General features: G+C 46.3%; 17 protein-coding genes. 16 read left to right on the top strand and 1 reads right to left on the bottom strand.

Annotated features, from left to right (window positions below):
- Window positions 1–17: 17 nt before the first annotated feature.
- Complete coding sequence (locus ACE3K2_RS03990) at window positions 18–1,313, bottom strand: Nramp family divalent metal transporter (protein WP_036669231.1); 1,296 nt, start codon at window positions 1,311–1,313, stop codon at window positions 18–20.
- A gap of 384 nt (window positions 1,314–1,697) precedes the next feature.
- Between ACE3K2_RS03990 and ACE3K2_RS03985 the strand changes: the two genes are divergently transcribed.
- From ACE3K2_RS03985 to ACE3K2_RS03910, 16 genes are all read left to right on the top strand, one after another.
- Entirely contained in the window at window positions 1,698–2,117 is a 420-nt protein-coding gene (locus ACE3K2_RS03985) for an organic hydroperoxide resistance protein (RefSeq protein ID WP_017690005.1), read from the top strand.
- Window positions 2,118–2,327: 210 nt separating this feature from the next.
- Complete coding sequence (locus tag ACE3K2_RS03980; protein WP_036610816.1) at window positions 2,328–2,573, top strand: zinc ribbon domain-containing protein; 246 nt, start codon at window positions 2,328–2,330, stop codon at window positions 2,571–2,573.
- Between the two features lie 99 nt (window positions 2,574–2,672).
- Window positions 2,673–2,951 carry a hypothetical protein gene (locus ACE3K2_RS03975; RefSeq protein ID WP_253431871.1) on the top strand — a complete coding sequence of 93 codons (279 nt, stop codon included), beginning with the start codon at window positions 2,673–2,675 and terminating at the stop codon, window positions 2,949–2,951.
- A 188-nt stretch (window positions 2,952–3,139) separates the two neighbouring features.
- Complete coding sequence (locus tag ACE3K2_RS03970; protein WP_421886993.1) at window positions 3,140–3,562, top strand: thiol-disulfide oxidoreductase DCC family protein; 423 nt, start codon at window positions 3,140–3,142, stop codon at window positions 3,560–3,562.
- 61 nt (window positions 3,563–3,623) lie between these two features.
- Window positions 3,624–4,484, top strand: a complete 861-nt coding sequence (locus ACE3K2_RS03965; RefSeq protein WP_421886990.1) for a DUF6612 family protein — start codon at window positions 3,624–3,626, stop codon at window positions 4,482–4,484.
- A gap of 221 nt (window positions 4,485–4,705) precedes the next feature.
- On the top strand, window positions 4,706–5,089 hold the full coding sequence (locus ACE3K2_RS03960; protein WP_421886987.1) for a VOC family protein: 384 nt from the start codon (window positions 4,706–4,708) through the stop codon (window positions 5,087–5,089).
- Window positions 5,090–5,250: 161 nt separating this feature from the next.
- Complete coding sequence (locus ACE3K2_RS03955; RefSeq protein ID WP_421886984.1) at window positions 5,251–6,468, top strand: ParA family protein; 1,218 nt, start codon at window positions 5,251–5,253, stop codon at window positions 6,466–6,468.
- On the top strand, window positions 6,465–7,769 hold the full coding sequence (locus ACE3K2_RS03950; protein ID WP_421888328.1) for a CpaF family protein: 1,305 nt from the start codon (window positions 6,465–6,467) through the stop codon (window positions 7,767–7,769). The genes ACE3K2_RS03955 and ACE3K2_RS03950 overlap by 4 nt, the downstream gene beginning before the upstream one ends.
- A 40-nt stretch (window positions 7,770–7,809) precedes the next feature.
- Window positions 7,810–8,553, top strand: a complete 744-nt coding sequence (locus ACE3K2_RS03945; protein WP_091016179.1) for a type II secretion system F family protein — start codon at window positions 7,810–7,812, stop codon at window positions 8,551–8,553.
- A gap of 12 nt (window positions 8,554–8,565) precedes the next feature.
- A complete protein-coding gene (locus tag ACE3K2_RS03940) occupies window positions 8,566–9,435 on the top strand; it encodes a type II secretion system F family protein (protein ID WP_421886981.1) in 870 nt (289 codons plus the stop codon).
- A gap of 11 nt (window positions 9,436–9,446) precedes the next feature.
- Window positions 9,447–9,635 carry a Flp1 family type IVb pilin gene (locus ACE3K2_RS03935; protein WP_421886978.1) on the top strand — a complete coding sequence of 63 codons (189 nt, stop codon included), beginning with the start codon at window positions 9,447–9,449 and terminating at the stop codon, window positions 9,633–9,635.
- A complete protein-coding gene (locus ACE3K2_RS03930; protein ID WP_421886975.1) occupies window positions 9,601–10,293 on the top strand; it encodes a TadE/TadG family type IV pilus assembly protein in 693 nt (230 codons plus the stop codon). The genes ACE3K2_RS03935 and ACE3K2_RS03930 overlap by 35 nt, the downstream gene beginning before the upstream one ends.
- 91 nt (window positions 10,294–10,384) lie before the next feature.
- Window positions 10,385–12,502 (top strand): hypothetical protein, encoded by a 2,118-nt coding sequence (locus ACE3K2_RS03925; RefSeq protein WP_421886972.1) that lies wholly within the window; start codon window positions 10,385–10,387, stop codon window positions 12,500–12,502.
- Window positions 12,503–12,531: 29 nt separating this feature from the next.
- On the top strand, window positions 12,532–13,563 hold the full coding sequence (locus ACE3K2_RS03920; protein ID WP_421888325.1) for a pilus assembly protein: 1,032 nt from the start codon (window positions 12,532–12,534) through the stop codon (window positions 13,561–13,563).
- 17 nt (window positions 13,564–13,580) lie between these two features.
- Window positions 13,581–14,090: an A24 family peptidase gene (locus ACE3K2_RS03915; protein WP_421888322.1), complete on the top strand. Its 510-nt coding sequence runs from the start codon at window positions 13,581–13,583 to the stop codon at window positions 14,088–14,090.
- 49 nt (window positions 14,091–14,139) lie between these two features.
- The gene (locus ACE3K2_RS03910) at window positions 14,140–15,915 is read left to right on the top strand and encodes a DUF6382 domain-containing protein (protein ID WP_421886969.1); all 1,776 of its coding nucleotides are present in this window, start codon (window positions 14,140–14,142) and stop codon (window positions 15,913–15,915) included.
- The last annotated feature ends 1 nt before the right edge of the window (window position 15,916 follow it).

Below are 15,916 nucleotides of genomic sequence, written 5' to 3'. Positions count from 1 at the left end.
AGTCGATAAGAACGAGATTAGAATAACCGAATCGTCTGAATGATCAGATATACATTCAGCACAACGATAATCGCGGCAATGACCCATGAGATGATTTTGAGCCACAATTTGTTGGCGAATGCACCCATGCTTTTTTTATCACTCGTGAACATCACCAGGGGAATTACAGCAAAGGGTAATTGAAGAGACAGCACGACCTGGCTCAAAATGAGCAGTTCTTCTGTGCCATGTTCTCCTGCAATGGCTGTGACAATTACCGCCGGGATGATGGCGATCAGACGTGTGACCAGTCTGCGCAGCCAAGCCGGAATTCGAATGTTCAGGAAACCTTCCATAACGATCTGCCCAGCGAGTGTACCTGTAAGGGTGGAGTTCTGACCTGATGCTAACAGCGCCACACCGAACAGAATACTTGCAACCGTAGTACCCAATAGAGGTGTCAGCAGATGGTACGCATCTGCGATCTCGGCAACCTGTGTCATACCAGCACTGTGGAATACAGCAGCAGATACAATCAGGATGGCTGCATTGATGAACAGGGCCAGTGTCAGCGCGATTGTCGAGTCCATGGTCGAGTACCGAATAGCTTCTTTTTTACCCTGTGGTGTCTGTTCGATCTGACGGGTCTGCACAATGGAAGAATGCAGGTACAGATTATGAGGCATAACGGTTGCCCCTATAATACCAATCGCGATATAGAGCATAGCCGGGTTTTGCAGAATCTCAACATTGGGTACAAAACCATGGAGAACACCGCCCATATCCGGTTTTGCCAGGAACAGGTCAATCCCGAAGCAGAGGGCGATGGTCGCCATCAGTACAATGACAAGTGTTTCCAAGGCGCGGAAGCCTTTGTTTTGCAGTACAAGAATCAGGAGTACATCAACTGCAGTGATGATTACGCCGTATAACATGGGGATGTTAAATAACAGCTTTAACGCGATGGCAGAACCAATGACCTCAGCCAGATCGGTAGCTGCAATGGCAAGCTCACACAGTATCCATAACATCATGACAACAGGCATGCTGAAGCGTTCGCGACAGGCTTGGGCCAGATCCCGTCCAGTGACGATTCCAAGCTTTCCAGCCAACGATTGAAGTACAACGGCCATCAGGTTTGAGAGCAGGATAACAGATAACAAGGTATAGCCAAACTGCGAACCGCCTGCGATATCTGTTGCCCAGTTCCCGGGGTCCATGTAACCTACGGCAACAAGGTATCCTGGGCCTACAAAGGCGAGGAATTTTTTCCACCATGCAGCATTCTGCGGGACTTTCATGGAACTATGGGCTTCTCCAAGGGAAGGGGCCATGCCCGCTGTAGCCAATGATTCTCTTGAAGGAGCGTTGAACGGATTTTTTTTACTCATACGATAATCACCTGACTTTGGAATATTGATGCGGGACAAACCGCGCATGATATATCTAAATTTTTATGTTTATTGTTACATTGTACTCCTTCAATAATTTTTGTCTAGTGCAACTTTTATGTAGTAACACAAAATTTCGGTTCTAATTTGAAAATGCCCCTTCGTATATTACCCAACCTTGGGAAAAATACAGCCATGGCGTTGAAATGCATGAAAATAATAAAGTTGTAAAAGCTTATAAAGAACTAAAATGCGTTTCAAAATGAGCCAGAAGTTTATATTGAAAGGAAGGCAGTTAAAACTATATGGATAAGGGAGAGATTCTTAATGGAAGCTTTATATACAGCAGTAGCGACAGTTAAAGGTGGACGTACAGGTTCAGTAACTTCTTCGGATGGCGTGCTCAAACATGATCTGAAAATGCCAAAAGAGCTTGGAGGTTCCGGTGGTGAAGGTACCAACCCTGAACAGCTCTTCGCAGCTGGATATGGAGCATGTTATGAAAGTGCCCTTGCCAATGTTGCACGTAAAGCAGGTGTGAAATTGGAGAATGTGGTAGTTACAAGTAATGTATCCATTGGTAAAGACCCTGCGGATGACGGTTTTCAATTATCTGTTCGCCTGGACGTGAGTATGCCTGGTGTGGATCACAGTCAAGCAGAAGATCTGGCCCGCAAGGCACATGATTTCTGTCCGTATTCCAAAGCGACACGTGGCAACATTGATGTGGTACTAAACGTGGTCTAAGATTTGACTCCCGGCAAGTAAAGGGAACATATAGAGCAGGGTATCCCAGATACCTGATGTTCGACTACAAAGCCCTGCTGGCAATCGGCAGGGTTTTGTGTTGATTATAATTTAAGAACAGGATGCAGGAGATCAGATGCCGGATCGCGTACTATTTTACATAATTGCACTCCCACTTCATGTTACACATTCCATAAAGGGGGAACGAAGATGAGTATCGAAGAGATGATCGAGCGCCGATTTGTATGTACAAAATGCAGGGGCACGGATTGTAACATTAAGGAAGTTTCCATGTCAGGAGCAGGCCTGAGCAAGATGTTCGATATACAACATAACCACTACCTGTTTGTGGCTTGTGCTTCCTGTGGCTATGTTGAAGTATTTGATCCGGATGTTTTGAAAGGTAAAAAACAAGGGCAGGTAGGGACGATTCTGGATATTCTGTTTGGCGGGTAGACATGCGCGAGTTGACATTGAACTGAATTTTCTTTAATATAACTTAGTACTGAGTAGTGTCATTGCATGAACCAAATTTGAATTAAACAGGTGATATCCATGTCTTATAGACCGCGTATTGCAGATTTAGAATTAGCTTATGGTAACAAGGAAGACGGATTGTATGAATTCAAAATGAATTTGGTAGACGGTACAAAATGCCGTGTATTCTACTCCCGTTCTCCCGAATGGAAGATGACCAATATCAGCCGTCTGCAGAAAACGCCTTGTCCAGTATGTCGCAAAGATTTCATTTGCAAATGTATGGACCAGTGGGCAAGTGACCTGCATCAACAAATGATCGATGACCAATGGATGGAAAAGGCAATTGCTGAGTAATTGCCGGACAGATACGAGCGTGGGCACAATGCCTGCGCTCTTTTTCTTTTATTTTCCCATTAATGCGTGTTCAAAAAGAGCGGTTTTCAGTCTTTTTGAACTACCTCTAGAAATAAATTTAAAATTAGTGAACAAGAAGGCTCAGATTGGGTAAGTTACTCTAACCGCAACAATAGGAGGCAGCCAATATGACAGCAAATCAAACAGATGTGCATCAGGGACATCCGATCGTACTGGTGGATGGTGTCTGTCACTTCTGCCAGGGCTTAACAAAATGGATTATCAAGCGTGACCCGGAAGGGAAATATCATTTTGCTTCACTTCAATCCGATGTAGCCAAGGAATTGCTGGAGAAGGGAAATCTGTCAACAGACAGTATGGATACCTTTGTGCTGATTGAAAATGGAAATTGCTATACACGTTCCACCGCCGCACTGCGATTGGCTAAAGGTCTGAAGTTTCCTTATCCATTGTTATATGCGTTCATTATTGTACCGAAATTTATTCGTAATGCAGTCTATAACTGGGTTGCTCGCAACCGTTATCGCTGGTTTGGCAAGGATGAAGCGTGCATGTTGCCTACCCCGGAGATCAAAGATCGATTTTTATGATTAATAACGGTAATAATTGGGTAATGACTACAGATCATATCTATTTTGGGAGGACAACAACTTGAAGAAGTGGACTACAGTACTTATCGGGGCATTATTAGCAGTAAGCTTGGCAGCATGTAACGACACAGATAATACGGCAACGCCGCCAGCGACTAACAACGAAACATCTAACGAGGGCAATACACCTGCGGAGCAGGAAACAAAGATCCCTACCTTGGACGAATTGATTACCAAAACCAATGCAGCAACAAAAGAAATGAAAAGCTTCACAACAGAAGCAAATATTGATCAGAATCTGAAACTGGATGCTGGTGAACAGTCACAGGATCAACAGGTTAAAACATCGCTCAAGATGGATATTATCAAAGATCCAATGATGATTTATCAAGAGATGAATATGGAAATGTCGGGACAGGAAGCTCAGAACGTGAAGCAATATATCACGTCGGATAAAATCTACTCCCAAGTTGGGGATCAATGGGTTGCGATTCCTGAAGCTCAAACTGCTGCATTGATTGAGCAGATGAAAGCAAGCATGAATCCGGAAGGTGAATTGGAGCAATTCAAAAAGATTGAAGAAGATACTGAAGTGACCGAAGAAGGCGACAATTATGTGATTAACGCTGACGTATCCGGTGATAATGTGAAGGAACTGGCCAAAGCCGTGATGGAGCAGAACGGATCGGATGCCCAGATGCAAGCCATGCTTGATCAGATGAATATCACCAGCATGAAGATGAAATACATGATCAACAAAGAAACCTATTTGCCTGCAAGTACGGACGTAACCATGGTCATGGAGATGGAACAGAATGGACAGAAAATGACGATGGATATGAAGATGACCAGTACGTTCTCCAACCAGGATCAAGTGGAAGAGATCAAGATTCCACAAGAAGCATTGGATAGCGCTAAGTAAATTGGCTAGGGCAAATGATCTCAAGTGATATGTTGAAGATGAATTCAATGCGGTAAGGGATCATTGATGTATGCTGTTAGCAGCACCTCTGAACTGAATCTGTGTGAGCCGTGAGGCTTGGCGGATCAGAGTCAGGGGTGTTTTTCTTTTTGGAGGAGAATATGTTCAGGATCCAGGGTGTTATAGTATAGTCATATTGAAGTAGAGAGGGGAGATAAAAGATGATCGAATATGCACACATTCACCATGTTAGTCTGGCTGTGCGTGATCTGGAAATCGCGAAGAAATTTTATTCGGGGTTACTGGGAATGCAGGAGATTGAACGTCCGGCTTTCCGCTCCACAGGTACATGGTATGCCGTCGGTAGCCAGCAGCTTCATCTGTTACAGCACCCTGAGGGTCATACGTTGCGTGAGGCTGGGATTGATACAACAGACGGCCACTTTGCGATCTGGGTGACCAGTTATTCAGGGACTATAGCTTGGTTGGAGCAGCAGGGAATTGAGTATGAAGCGAGACCTGATAGTGTGGCTGGATTCGCACAGATTTTTGTACTTGATCCTGATCGTAACATTATTGAGTTTGATTCACCATATCAATCCTAAGGGTGAAGAGTTAGAATAAATCCCTTGCTCCCCCAGGAATTGTATGCTATATTATCCATACATTCATAGCACGTGACGGAAGCACCGTCCATATACTGCATATTCATGCGGTTATTGGACGGTGTTTTTTTTGTGCTTTTTGACAGGGAGGGAAAGAAAAATTGATTGTACTGAAGGTAGTTCTGGTTTCAAAAGATAGAGATTACATTAGCGCCTGGCTTGATTATGTACAGGGAAATTCGTCGGGTCTCCATGTTCGCTTTACGGCATTCTCTCGAGGAGATTCGTTCAGGGATCATATGAATGAGCAAGAAGGTCGGGAATTGCCAGATCTGGTTATTGCGGAACCGGAGTTTCTGAATGACTGGCTGAGTAACGGGGGAGAAGCAGCAGGTGTACCTTGGCTAATGCTTAGTGAAGGGATGGAAGTGGTGGATGAGGCCAAGCGGCTGATGAAATACCAACCCTTGCCTGCTTTGCTGGATGCTGTGATGCATGCTTGCCGGCAGCCACGCCGCAAGAAGATGCATCATCCGGGGCAAGAGACACTCTCCATCGGTGTCGTATCCGCTTCGGGTGGAAGTGGCAAAACGGCAGTAGCCCTGCATATGGCGAAGCAATTGGGACTTGCAGGTTATGCTGTTCTCTATCTGAATCTGGAGACGATGGACAGTACGCTCCCTTTTCTGGAAAAAGGACTAACCAGAAGCGGGCAGCGTAACCCGGATGCGGAAACGGGATTGTCGCGCCTGTTATACGATCTGAAGGTGGGCAGGAAAGAATCCGGCAAGCAGTTACAGGTGCAATCGAAGGGCGTAGATGGATATGTACTCCGGCATGAAGCGCTGAAATCTGATATGTTCTGGCCATTATTGAATCGGAAAGAACTGTTGCAAATGACTCGTGAAGATACGTCGAATCTGCTTCGTTTTTTAACGGATTGCGGACAATATGACGTGCTGATTCTGGACGGGGATTCCGGTTGGGATGGGCGCAGTGAAGGGGTACTGGATGCAGCAGATGCATTTGTCTGGCTGGTTGAGGATGATATATCTGCCATGCATCGCTGGGGACAATGGTTGCAGCATGCTGAGCGTACGAAGCCAGATTTGTATGAAAGTATGCTGGACCGTTCACGCTTTGTGGTTAACAAATATCGGGACAATGTCGTCAATGCACTCCCGCGCCCTGATCTGCATCTGGATGCAGTGTTACCCTATATCCCTTCCTGGAAGCAGCTCAGTCAGGAGGAAGTCATGCTTAGTTCTCCGATCTTCCAACGTGAAGTGAAGAGATTATGTGCCATGCTGGTACAAGATGGCGAAGAAGAATTGAAGCAGACGGGACGAATTCAGAAGCAGGATCGGTGGGCACTATGATGGATGAATCCAATCGAATATTGGATCGTGAAGAACAGTTTCAGATGATGCGCAGGGAGGTCAGGGCTGGCCTTGATTTAACCTCTTCAGCAGGAGATGATGAACTGTGGCAGGGGATAGAACGCAAAGTTCTCACTGACCCGAAGCTGGATGATCTGACCTCAGGAGAGCGTCATACGCTGGTGCAGCGATTGTTTGACTCCTTTCGTGGATTGGATATTTTGCAGCCACTCGTGGATCATCCCGATATTACGGAGATTATGATCAATAGTCACAAGGAGATTTTTGTGGAGAAGGAAGGTAAGGTCAGCCAGATCACCCTCGAATTTGAGTCCAGGGAACGGCTCGAGGATATTATCCAGATGATCGTGTCCGGGGTAAACCGGATTGTGAATGAGTCTTCTCCAATCGTAGATGCCCGTTTAAAGGATGGTTCACGGGTCAATATCGTGTTGCCTCCTATTGCCTTGAAAGGTCCTACGATGACGATTCGTAAATTCCCCAGTGAACCGATGAACATGTCCGATCTGATTGAAAAGGGAGCCCTGCATGAAGAAGCGGCAGAATTATTGCAGCAGTTGGTGCGGAGCAAATACAACATCTTCATTGGAGGTGGGACCGGATCGGGAAAAACGACCTTTCTGAATGCATTATCCCAGTTTATCCCTGCTGATGAACGGATTATAACGATTGAGGATTCGGCTGAGCTACAGATTGTTACGGTACCGAATCTGGTATCACTGGAGACGCGGAATGCCAACACCGAAGGCAAGGGGCAGATATCCATTCGGGATCTGATCAAGTCTTCCTTACGGATGCGTCCGAACCGAATTGTGATTGGTGAGGTAAGGGGCGCAGAAGCGCTGGATATGTTACAGGCCATGAACACAGGTCATGATGGATCTTTGTCAACTGGGCATGCGAATACCATCTCGGACATGATTAGCAGACTGGAAACGATGGTACTCAGCGGTGCGGATCTTCCCATTGCGGTTGTAAGGCAGCAGATTAGTTCAGCAATCGATATTTTTGTACATCTGTCCCGGCTGCGAGATCGTTCACGGAGGGTGACAGAGATTAGTGAAGTAATTGGCATGCAGAACGGTGCGGTTTTGCTGAATCCACTGTTTCGTTTCCAGGAACAAGAAGAGCGTGAAGGCAAAATTATTGGTGGACTAGTACAGGTTGGAAAGTTGAATCAGGTGGATAAAATTCAGATGGCTGGGCTTGGGGAATGGCTGGATGGATACATAGAACAATATAGTGTTGAAGTAAATTCATCAGATAACAACGTGAATTAAAGTCATTGGAAGGTGATTACTGTTGGGTGAAGCCAGACAGATGTTGACGGATTACACCGTATATACGCTTTCCCGGAGACAACGAATGGTCTGTATGCTGATTAGCGGTCTGCTGTTTTTTGGCATCGGAATTCTGTTCTACCATCACTGGTTGGCTGGAGCAATCCTCGCTGCGGGTTGCATATGGGTACCAAAACATTGGACTAAAGTGCTGTTGGAACGAAAAAGAATGACACTCAGTTTACATTTTAAGCAAGCGTTATATGCATTATCTTCAGCACTTGCCGCAGGAAAATCGGTGGAAAATGGATTCAAGGAATCTGTGGAGGATCTGCGGATGTTGAACCCGGAAGCAGATACCGATCTGATTCGTGAGTTCACGATATTGCGGACACGGATGGAGTATGGACAACCGATTGAAGAGGCATTACAGGATTTTTCGGATCGGGCGCAGATTGAGGATATTACGAACTTTGCAGATGTGTTTATTACTTGTAAACGAACGGGCGGGGATTTGGTTGAGGTCGTGCGTCGTACCTCTGCGGTGATTGGTGAGAAATTGGATATTCAGCAGGATATTATGGTCGCGGTATCGCAGAAAAAGTTCGAATCAAAGGTGATGTTTGCAGCACCATTTATTTTTCTGATATTCCTCAATCTGACCGCCAAGGACTTTATGGAGCCGTTATATAGCGGGATGGGTTACCTCATCTCTAGCGGTGCCTTGGCAGTACTTGCCTGCTGTTATCTGTGGATTAATCGCATTATGGATATCAAAGTATAAGGAGCTGAAACGATGCTGCTTCCCGTTATAGTCGCAGGGATGCTCGGAGCGGGATGGCTGGTGCTGGATCGAACCCGGGGGCAGACCTACAGGCATTTGCGCAAGCTGGATATGGAAGGATTGCGATTGAAAAAATTGCATGGACCTTTCCTGTTTATATTGGACAGGTTCGAGATTGGACGCAGATTGCCTGTGCTTATGTTTCGGATGCAACATGCCATTCAGAAAATGTATGGGATACAGCACAGTGGGGAGAAAACGATGCTCTATTGCGCTGAAATGTTGACCTATACGTGGCTTATGCTGCTGGTGGGCTGCCTGTTATCACTCGTTGGAGATATGGGCATCGGAGGTATGGTGGGTGGTCTCGCGTTAGGAATAGCTTTACCTTTTGCACTCTACAAAGACCTCAATACCAAGGTTCAGCGGAGAGATCAGGACATCCTTATGGAGCTGCCCGAGTTGTTAAATCGAATTGTTCTGCTGGTTGGTGCAGGAGAGACCGTTCAGCGTGCCATCGTTCACTGTGTCACAAGCCAGGGGGAACGGGATCATCCGCTGTACAACGAACTCAGAAAGACCGTGGGAGATTGGAATAACGGTTACTCGTTTCAACAATCACTTGAACAGTTCAGCCGCCGCTGCGGTGTACAGGAAGTGACCATTTTTACAACAACGGTGCTGCTGAATTTCCGGCGTGGGGGAGGTGACTTTGTATTGGCGCTGCGGGATCTTTCACATGTGTTGTGGGAGAAACGCAAGGCCGTCAGTCGGGCGAAGGGAGAACAAGCTTCTTCCAAACTGGTGTTTCCGATGGTACTGATCTTTTTTACGATTGTGGTCATGATCGGGGCACCTGCTTTTATGATGATGAATATGTAGGAGGAATTGGGATGATGGAAGTATTGAAAAACAAGGGTAACGCATTTTGGAAGGAAGAGGATGGTCTCGGCACGTTGGAGTTGATTCTGATTATCGGGGTTATTATCATTATTGCTTTGATATTTAAAAACCAAATTAAGACGTTAGTAGAGAGACTTTTGAAGAATGTTAGCGATAAAAGTAATGAGTTTTTCGAATAACAAATTCAAAAAGGAAGAAGGGAGCTTCACCGTTGAAGCCTCCCTGATCTTCCCTGTCGTGCTGTTTATTCTTGTGTTATTGCTCTTTTTTACCATGTACATGTATCAAAAGACCTTCCTGAATCAACATGCCTATGCAGCTTCCGAACGTGCAGCTTATAGCTGGGACAACAGTCACAAACAGGCGATGACAGGTGAATTTGTCGCTGGAGAACATGACAATCTGTATTGGAGACTGACGGATGATCGGATGCTTGGAGCGCTGTTTGGCTGGGCGGGAGCGGATAATCAGGTTAGCGTATCTGTACCTGCTGGTGAAGGCGGAAGTCTCCCGGAACAGAAATTAGCACTAGCGGTGCAGCATATGCCTTCAGCCATGAAAGGAACGATTGAGTATCAGAACTCTCTAATTCAGCGGAAGATAACGACCAAGCTGGATCAGGTAATCTCTTTGCCTCTTCCTTCTTTTTTATTCGATTCAGGTAACCGTGTTCTCACTCAAGGATCTTCCGCAGTTGTTGAACCGGTGGAATTCATTCGAACGGTAGATCTGGTGCGTTATTACGCAGCCAAGTTTAAAGGCAAGGGTGGTGCGGCGACCAGTACAGCGGCAGAGGCTGGACAGGTTGTGCAGCATTTTGGCAAAAGCAAAAAGTGAGAAAAGGAGGAGGGCGGAGCTGTTTAGAAAAAAAGACGGTGAGTTGGGGGCCGTAACCCTTTTTTTAATATTAATATTGGCCGGAGTTTATATGTTTGTCGCTATATTTATTGATTACGCTCGTATAGCGGCATTCAAGGTGCAGACCGAACGCATGACTCATGCTGCGATGAGATCCGTCATGTCAGCCTATGACACCTCCCTGCGGGAGTATGGTTTATTCGGGTATGGTGACAGCAGTGGGGATGCGATTATGGCGAAAGTGCTAAACGATAGTGTGAAGCCTTCGTCTGTAAAAGACAGATTCCCCATTCTGGATATCCAGTGGGATACCACTACGCTGAGCATGGAGCGTGAACTGGGCAGATACGATATATTTAATCGCCAGATTCAGGAGGATATGAAATATCGGGCTCCGGTTGATTTTACCCTTGAAGTGATCAATAAGTTCAAACCGATGTCGGATGAGATGAAGGAAGCTGCCCACACGGTAGACTTGCTGAAGAAATTACAAAAGTTATATGACAAACGTGAAGAGTTGCTGGATGAGGTCATTGCCAATCAGACGGAATCCGCCGAGAAGCTGAAGAATCTTCCGAAGTTAATCATGGACCCGCCCTCACAGGCCATGTACGATGAGATGCTGGAAGATACACCAGAGACAGCTGCAGAGGCAGCGGCACGTTACGCAGATTATCTGAATAAGCAAAGGTCAGATGAGGGACTGCCGTTCAGAGAGCAACAATACATATTGGAACTGGCTCGTTATCGGACGGGTGTTGGGAATGTGGTCACAGGCATCAGCATGATCATACAGCCCGCTTTACAGGCCCACCAAACGAAGCTGGAGGAAGCACAGTCCAAGATCGAGGAAGCACGCAAGATCAATGAGGAAATGAAACGTGTGATCGCGGAGGGGGAGAACCGTTCGGAGAATGCCAGTTACGACAACGTCGGCAACTCGAATCTGCCTGGAACGAGTCCTGCATCTACAGGATCAGGCACGGAAGCCAAAAGTACACGATCTCTTGCTTCGGAGCTTGTGAGGGCAGATAGCCTGTTTGATCAGTTGAAGGCACGAGTGCTTTCCCAGAATTCGGACTTCTCTAACGTTAGAAGAGACAACATGGAATTGAATACACAGCTTCGCAGCGTCACGGGTATGATTGGTGTTCCGATTAAACCGGCGGTCAGACAGGCAAGTCAGATTACGGAACGATATATGGACACCTATGTGCGCAGCGGTCCTGCCAACCTCATCGAACAGAGTAAGCAACAGCTGGAGAGTGGTCGCGGGTCGGATGCACAACGTAAAGCAAATGATAAGGAATCCAAAGGAAAATTAAAGGAAGTCAAACGAATCTTGTCGCAGATTCAGAATGGAAGTTCAGGTTCCATGGACGCTTTCAAACAGCTGGAGGAATATTACAACGCTAACATTGCGTTTAACGAGGCTAGTCGTGAGGAAACCAAAAAAGCAGAGATTGCTGGTGATCCCTATGACTCTGGTGGCGATGCCATGAAGGGAATGGACAGTTTGTTTGGCGGGATGTCAGGTCTGCTGGATAGCCTGGGTGACGAATTGTTCCAGAATGAATACGCTCTAGCCTATTTCAATTCCATGGATTTTGGTCAGCTATTTACCTGGACTGAAGGTGGTGGAGATGCTGGTGATGTCTTCAAACTGGAGAATCAGGAATTAGAGTATATCGTTTACGGATTTCATAATTCTTCAGGTAACATCGCTGCGGCGTATGCGGAAATCTTCGGGATGCGCCTGGCTATTCGAACCGCAGAAGGATTGATTGAGCACAGCAAGCTGGGGAATCCACTTTTGGTATTGTCGGCAGCCATCTTATATGGAATTACAAACGCTATTGCGGATATGGTGAAACTTGCAAAAGAGGGCAGTGTGGAATTGTCCAAATATATCAAAGTCAAATTGACATACAGGGACCATCTTCGATTGTTCCTCTTGATGCACAGCAACAATGAACGCAAAATGTCCAGAATGCTGGCGTTAATTCGATTGAATACGGGTGTGAACCCAGATGAGAAACAGACATACGCTTCGGGTAACATGCGCAGCAGCATCAAGCTGTGGTTTTTGCCAGGGGTGGTTAGAAGCATCGGTGCAGTGATGGGTAGTGCGGACCAGGTTGAAGATGGACGATTTTTCATTGAGCGGAAGGCGGATTATTCCTATTGAATGATCAGGATCGTTTCGGTGGAGGGATTATGGATAAGCAGCAACGATATGAAAAAGAAAGCGCACAAATGCAGATTCGTTTAACCAGAATAATCAGATTGCAACGTTTGAAGTCTCTGAATAAGCGGATATGTTCTCCGAAAAAGGAACAGGGAAGCATGGTTTTGGAAGCTTCACTGGTGTTACCTGTTTTTCTGTTCTTTATCATGTTTCTCATCTTCATTGTGCAAATGACTCTAATTTCCACAGCGCTACAGAGCACAGCAGGGGAAGCGGTGAAGCAATTATCAACGAAAATATATCCCGTTTCCCTTGCATTCACACCTTCTGATTCTGCTGGAGGCGAAGGCTCGGGAGAAGGGTGGAAGATACCGGAGTTGTCTCTGACGGAATGGGCAGAAGATTATGCTTCTTCTCTACCCGAGCCACTAAGTGATTGGGTACGTTCAGCGGCGGCCAGTGGTGAACAACCACTACAGGAGATCAAAACATCCGTCTTGGAAACTGTACTTGATCCCACGGTAAAACCGCTGCTTCAACCATTTATCGAGCCAACTCTGCTGAATATGGAGCGTGTTCATGTGAATGGTATTTCGATACCTGATCTCAAAAACAAAACAAATCCATATTTCCGACTTGAACTGAGTTATGAATTGCCGGTAAAAGTCCCCTTTCTCAGTAAACCGCTTCGGATTCAGGCTGCTGCGGCAGAACGGGTATGGATTGGAGATACCGGAGAAGGGTCAGATGGCAGCGCAGGAGACGGGGATACTTCGGGTTCAGCAACGGTACTGTCGAAGCCTGACCCGGCTTACATAGGCAACAATGCAACGATTAAGGTGAAGGTAGAACCAGGAGCGACAGCCAACTTAACGATATTTTACAAGTCAGGTGAAAGTTCTGCGAAGCACATTGGCTGGGCCACCGCAGATGAGAATGGCATGATTGAATGGACCTGGTTTGTTGGTACTCGGACAACAGAAGGAACATGGAGTTTTGTTGTCGAGACAGGGGATGGTGCCATGACGGAGACTACGTTTACCGTGGCCTCCAGAAAATAAGGAAGGGGACGATGGAGATGGAGTGGTTTTACATAGCCTGTGGCATTTACATTCTTGCAGCTTTTATTACTGACATTCGATCCATGAAAATTCCAAATCGATTAACTTTACCCGTGACTGTTGCAGGTGTACTGGCCCATATCATATGGGGAGGTTGGGATGGCTTCTTGTTCTCCGGTGCTGGATTTGCAGCAGGTTTTGGTATTTTGTTTCTGATGTATGCGATTGGCGCAGTAGGGGCAGGGGATGTGAAATTGTTTGGTGGGATTGGCGCATGGACGGGAATTGCTTTTGGCATTCATGTGATTATTTACTCCGTTTTGTATGCAGGAGCCATTGGTTTAGTGATACTTCTATTCCGGAAGGACTCAGCACAACGGATTCGAGGCATGGCAGGCAATCTTGCCGGGTTCTTCATGCTTGGTTCCCTCAAACTGCTGAATACAGAGAAGACATTGAAGTTTCCATTTATGCTTGCCGTCTTGCCTGGGTTTATCACAGTGCTTATCCCAGGACTGTTCCCTTAAGTGAAGGAGTAAAGAAATATGAGAGTAACAATGGAAAGAGAGGATTGGCATGTATGGATTAACGAGAGATTTTATTCGTAACGGCGGAGCGTTCATGGTTTTGGAGAAAGAGGACGGTATAAGAATGGAGGAGTTGAGCCGGGTACAAATGGGGATGTTGTCCTCCAATCAGATTCCGCGACTTCTTCCTGTTCATATTCGGGAGGTAGATCGAAATGTAACTTTGCAGTACGACATATCAGGATACAAGATGTTATCCCAGATGTTAAAGTCAAGCAAAATCAAGTTGCGCGTTCTGTATGGTCTGTTGTTCCAGCTAGCCGATGCCTTCATGGAATGCCGGCAATATATGCTGGAGCCTCGTAAATTATTGATCCAGGAAGAGTACTTGTTCATCAACGGTTCATTCGAACAGGGTGAGCTTGGGATGGTCTATGTACCAATTGTAGATACGGTTGAAGCTGATCCAACGCCGCAGCAATTCCGTGAGCTTGTGATCAGGCTGATGGCTCAGGTGCAGGAACTTCAAGGAGAAGGCATTCAGCGTGTTCTGCAGTTATGTGACAACGAACGCTGGGATATCAGACAGTTGCGTGAGCTCCTGCTGGAGTTATACGCAGACGAACATGAGAGTGGAGGTGGCGCAGCATTTCTCTCGTCCAGAACTTCGGAAACACTTGATGAGTCAAGAGGTAGCCTGCATTCGTCAATTTCTGAGCGGGATAGCAGACAAGCCATTGGTAATTCACGGCCATATCAACCCAGTGCTCCCGTTCAAAATGCTGCTTTGGAGCCTGTGCTGAATTTTCGTCAGACGCAGAAAACAAGTGAATCCGTAGGGGAAGACATTCCGGTGAGATCTCGAACCATTTCAGGCAGGCGCTCGCCTGAGCAATCTTCATTGGAGAGCTCAAACACCATGGATAAGAGACGAAGTAACCCGTATGATTCTGATTCGAAAGAGCCTGATGATATGGAAGTAGGGGAAAAGCCCGGAACTTCCAAAGTGACTTATATCATACTGGGCTGCATGGTTGCCATGGCATTGGTATGGAGGTTTATTTACATGGAGCAACCGGGACAGACGCAGATGATCTTGTGCATGGTACTAAGCCTTGGCTTGCTTGGTGTAGCAGGATGGACGTGGAAGCGTAAGGGAAACCCTCATAATGAATCAGAGACAAAGCGATCTTTTTCATTCAATTTAGGTAAGCACAAAGGGAAGCAAACGGAAGATGAAGAGGAACAATTTCAGGAAAGTTGGCGTTGGAATATAGCTGACAGGAAAGAGGAACGTGTAAAACAAGCGACTGAATCGGTTTTAGAAGGAAGTGCGCATTCCCGTTATCAACCTCTGCATAGGGCACCTGAACATTCCGAACCACCGTTCATTCAGCATCATGTGGAAACAATAGCTTCAACTTCAGGACTAATCCGACATGATGCAGTTGCAGAAGCAACCGTGAATTTGCAGAATCTGGCTAAAGGTAGCTTTACAGGGGAAGGCCCGGTGATTGCGTCTCATTATCTTGAGCGAAGATCGGGAAGCAGTGAGCAACATGAACGGATGGATGTGCAAGGTGCATCTTTTGTCATCGGAAGATCAGCAGACATGGTTCAGTGGGTGGACACAGCGACCGGGGTGTCCCGTGCTCATGTGGAATTGAGCCGGAACAAATCGGGCTATGTCATTAAGGATCTGGGTTCCGTCAATGGAACCATTCTTCAGGGCAATATTCTTGCTCCGTATAAGGAGTACCCATTGGCGGATGGAGACACATTTACACTAGCGGAATCAGTCTACACTTATCGGTCAATTGGATAGC

It is taken from the genome of Paenibacillus sp., from assembly GCF_048976745.1.
Classification (GTDB): domain Bacteria; phylum Bacillota; class Bacilli; order Paenibacillales; family Paenibacillaceae; genus Paenibacillus.
This window is presented reverse-complemented; position numbering and strand designations above follow the sequence as displayed.

Excerpts from the sequence above, each read along its gene's own strand:
- ACE3K2_RS03990 (WP_036669231.1), bottom strand. The coding sequence starts at position 1,313 with ATGGCCCCTTCCCTTGGAGAAGCCCATAGTTCCATGAAAGTCCCGCAG.
- ACE3K2_RS03985 (WP_017690005.1), top strand. The coding sequence starts at position 1,698 with ATGGAAGCTTTATATACAGCAGTAGCGACAGTTAAAGGTGGACGTACA.
- ACE3K2_RS03980 (WP_036610816.1), top strand. The coding sequence starts at position 2,328 with ATGAGTATCGAAGAGATGATCGAGCGCCGATTTGTATGTACAAAATGC.
- ACE3K2_RS03975 (WP_253431871.1), top strand. The coding sequence starts at position 2,673 with ATGTCTTATAGACCGCGTATTGCAGATTTAGAATTAGCTTATGGTAAC.
- ACE3K2_RS03970 (WP_421886993.1), top strand. The coding sequence starts at position 3,140 with ATGACAGCAAATCAAACAGATGTGCATCAGGGACATCCGATCGTACTG.
- ACE3K2_RS03960 (WP_421886987.1), top strand. The coding sequence starts at position 4,706 with ATGATCGAATATGCACACATTCACCATGTTAGTCTGGCTGTGCGTGAT.
- ACE3K2_RS03950 (WP_421888328.1), top strand. The coding sequence starts at position 6,465 with ATGATGGATGAATCCAATCGAATATTGGATCGTGAAGAACAGTTTCAG.
- ACE3K2_RS03945 (WP_091016179.1), top strand. The coding sequence starts at position 7,810 with ATGTTGACGGATTACACCGTATATACGCTTTCCCGGAGACAACGAATG.
- ACE3K2_RS03940 (WP_421886981.1), top strand. The coding sequence starts at position 8,566 with ATGCTGCTTCCCGTTATAGTCGCAGGGATGCTCGGAGCGGGATGGCTG.
- ACE3K2_RS03935 (WP_421886978.1), top strand. The coding sequence starts at position 9,447 with ATGATGGAAGTATTGAAAAACAAGGGTAACGCATTTTGGAAGGAAGAG.
- ACE3K2_RS03930 (WP_421886975.1), top strand. The coding sequence starts at position 9,601 with ATGTTAGCGATAAAAGTAATGAGTTTTTCGAATAACAAATTCAAAAAG.
- ACE3K2_RS03925 (WP_421886972.1), top strand. The coding sequence starts at position 10,385 with ATGTTTGTCGCTATATTTATTGATTACGCTCGTATAGCGGCATTCAAG.
- ACE3K2_RS03920 (WP_421888325.1), top strand. The coding sequence starts at position 12,532 with ATGGATAAGCAGCAACGATATGAAAAAGAAAGCGCACAAATGCAGATT.
- ACE3K2_RS03915 (WP_421888322.1), top strand. The coding sequence starts at position 13,581 with ATGGAGTGGTTTTACATAGCCTGTGGCATTTACATTCTTGCAGCTTTT.
- ACE3K2_RS03910 (WP_421886969.1), top strand. The coding sequence starts at position 14,140 with ATGTATGGATTAACGAGAGATTTTATTCGTAACGGCGGAGCGTTCATG.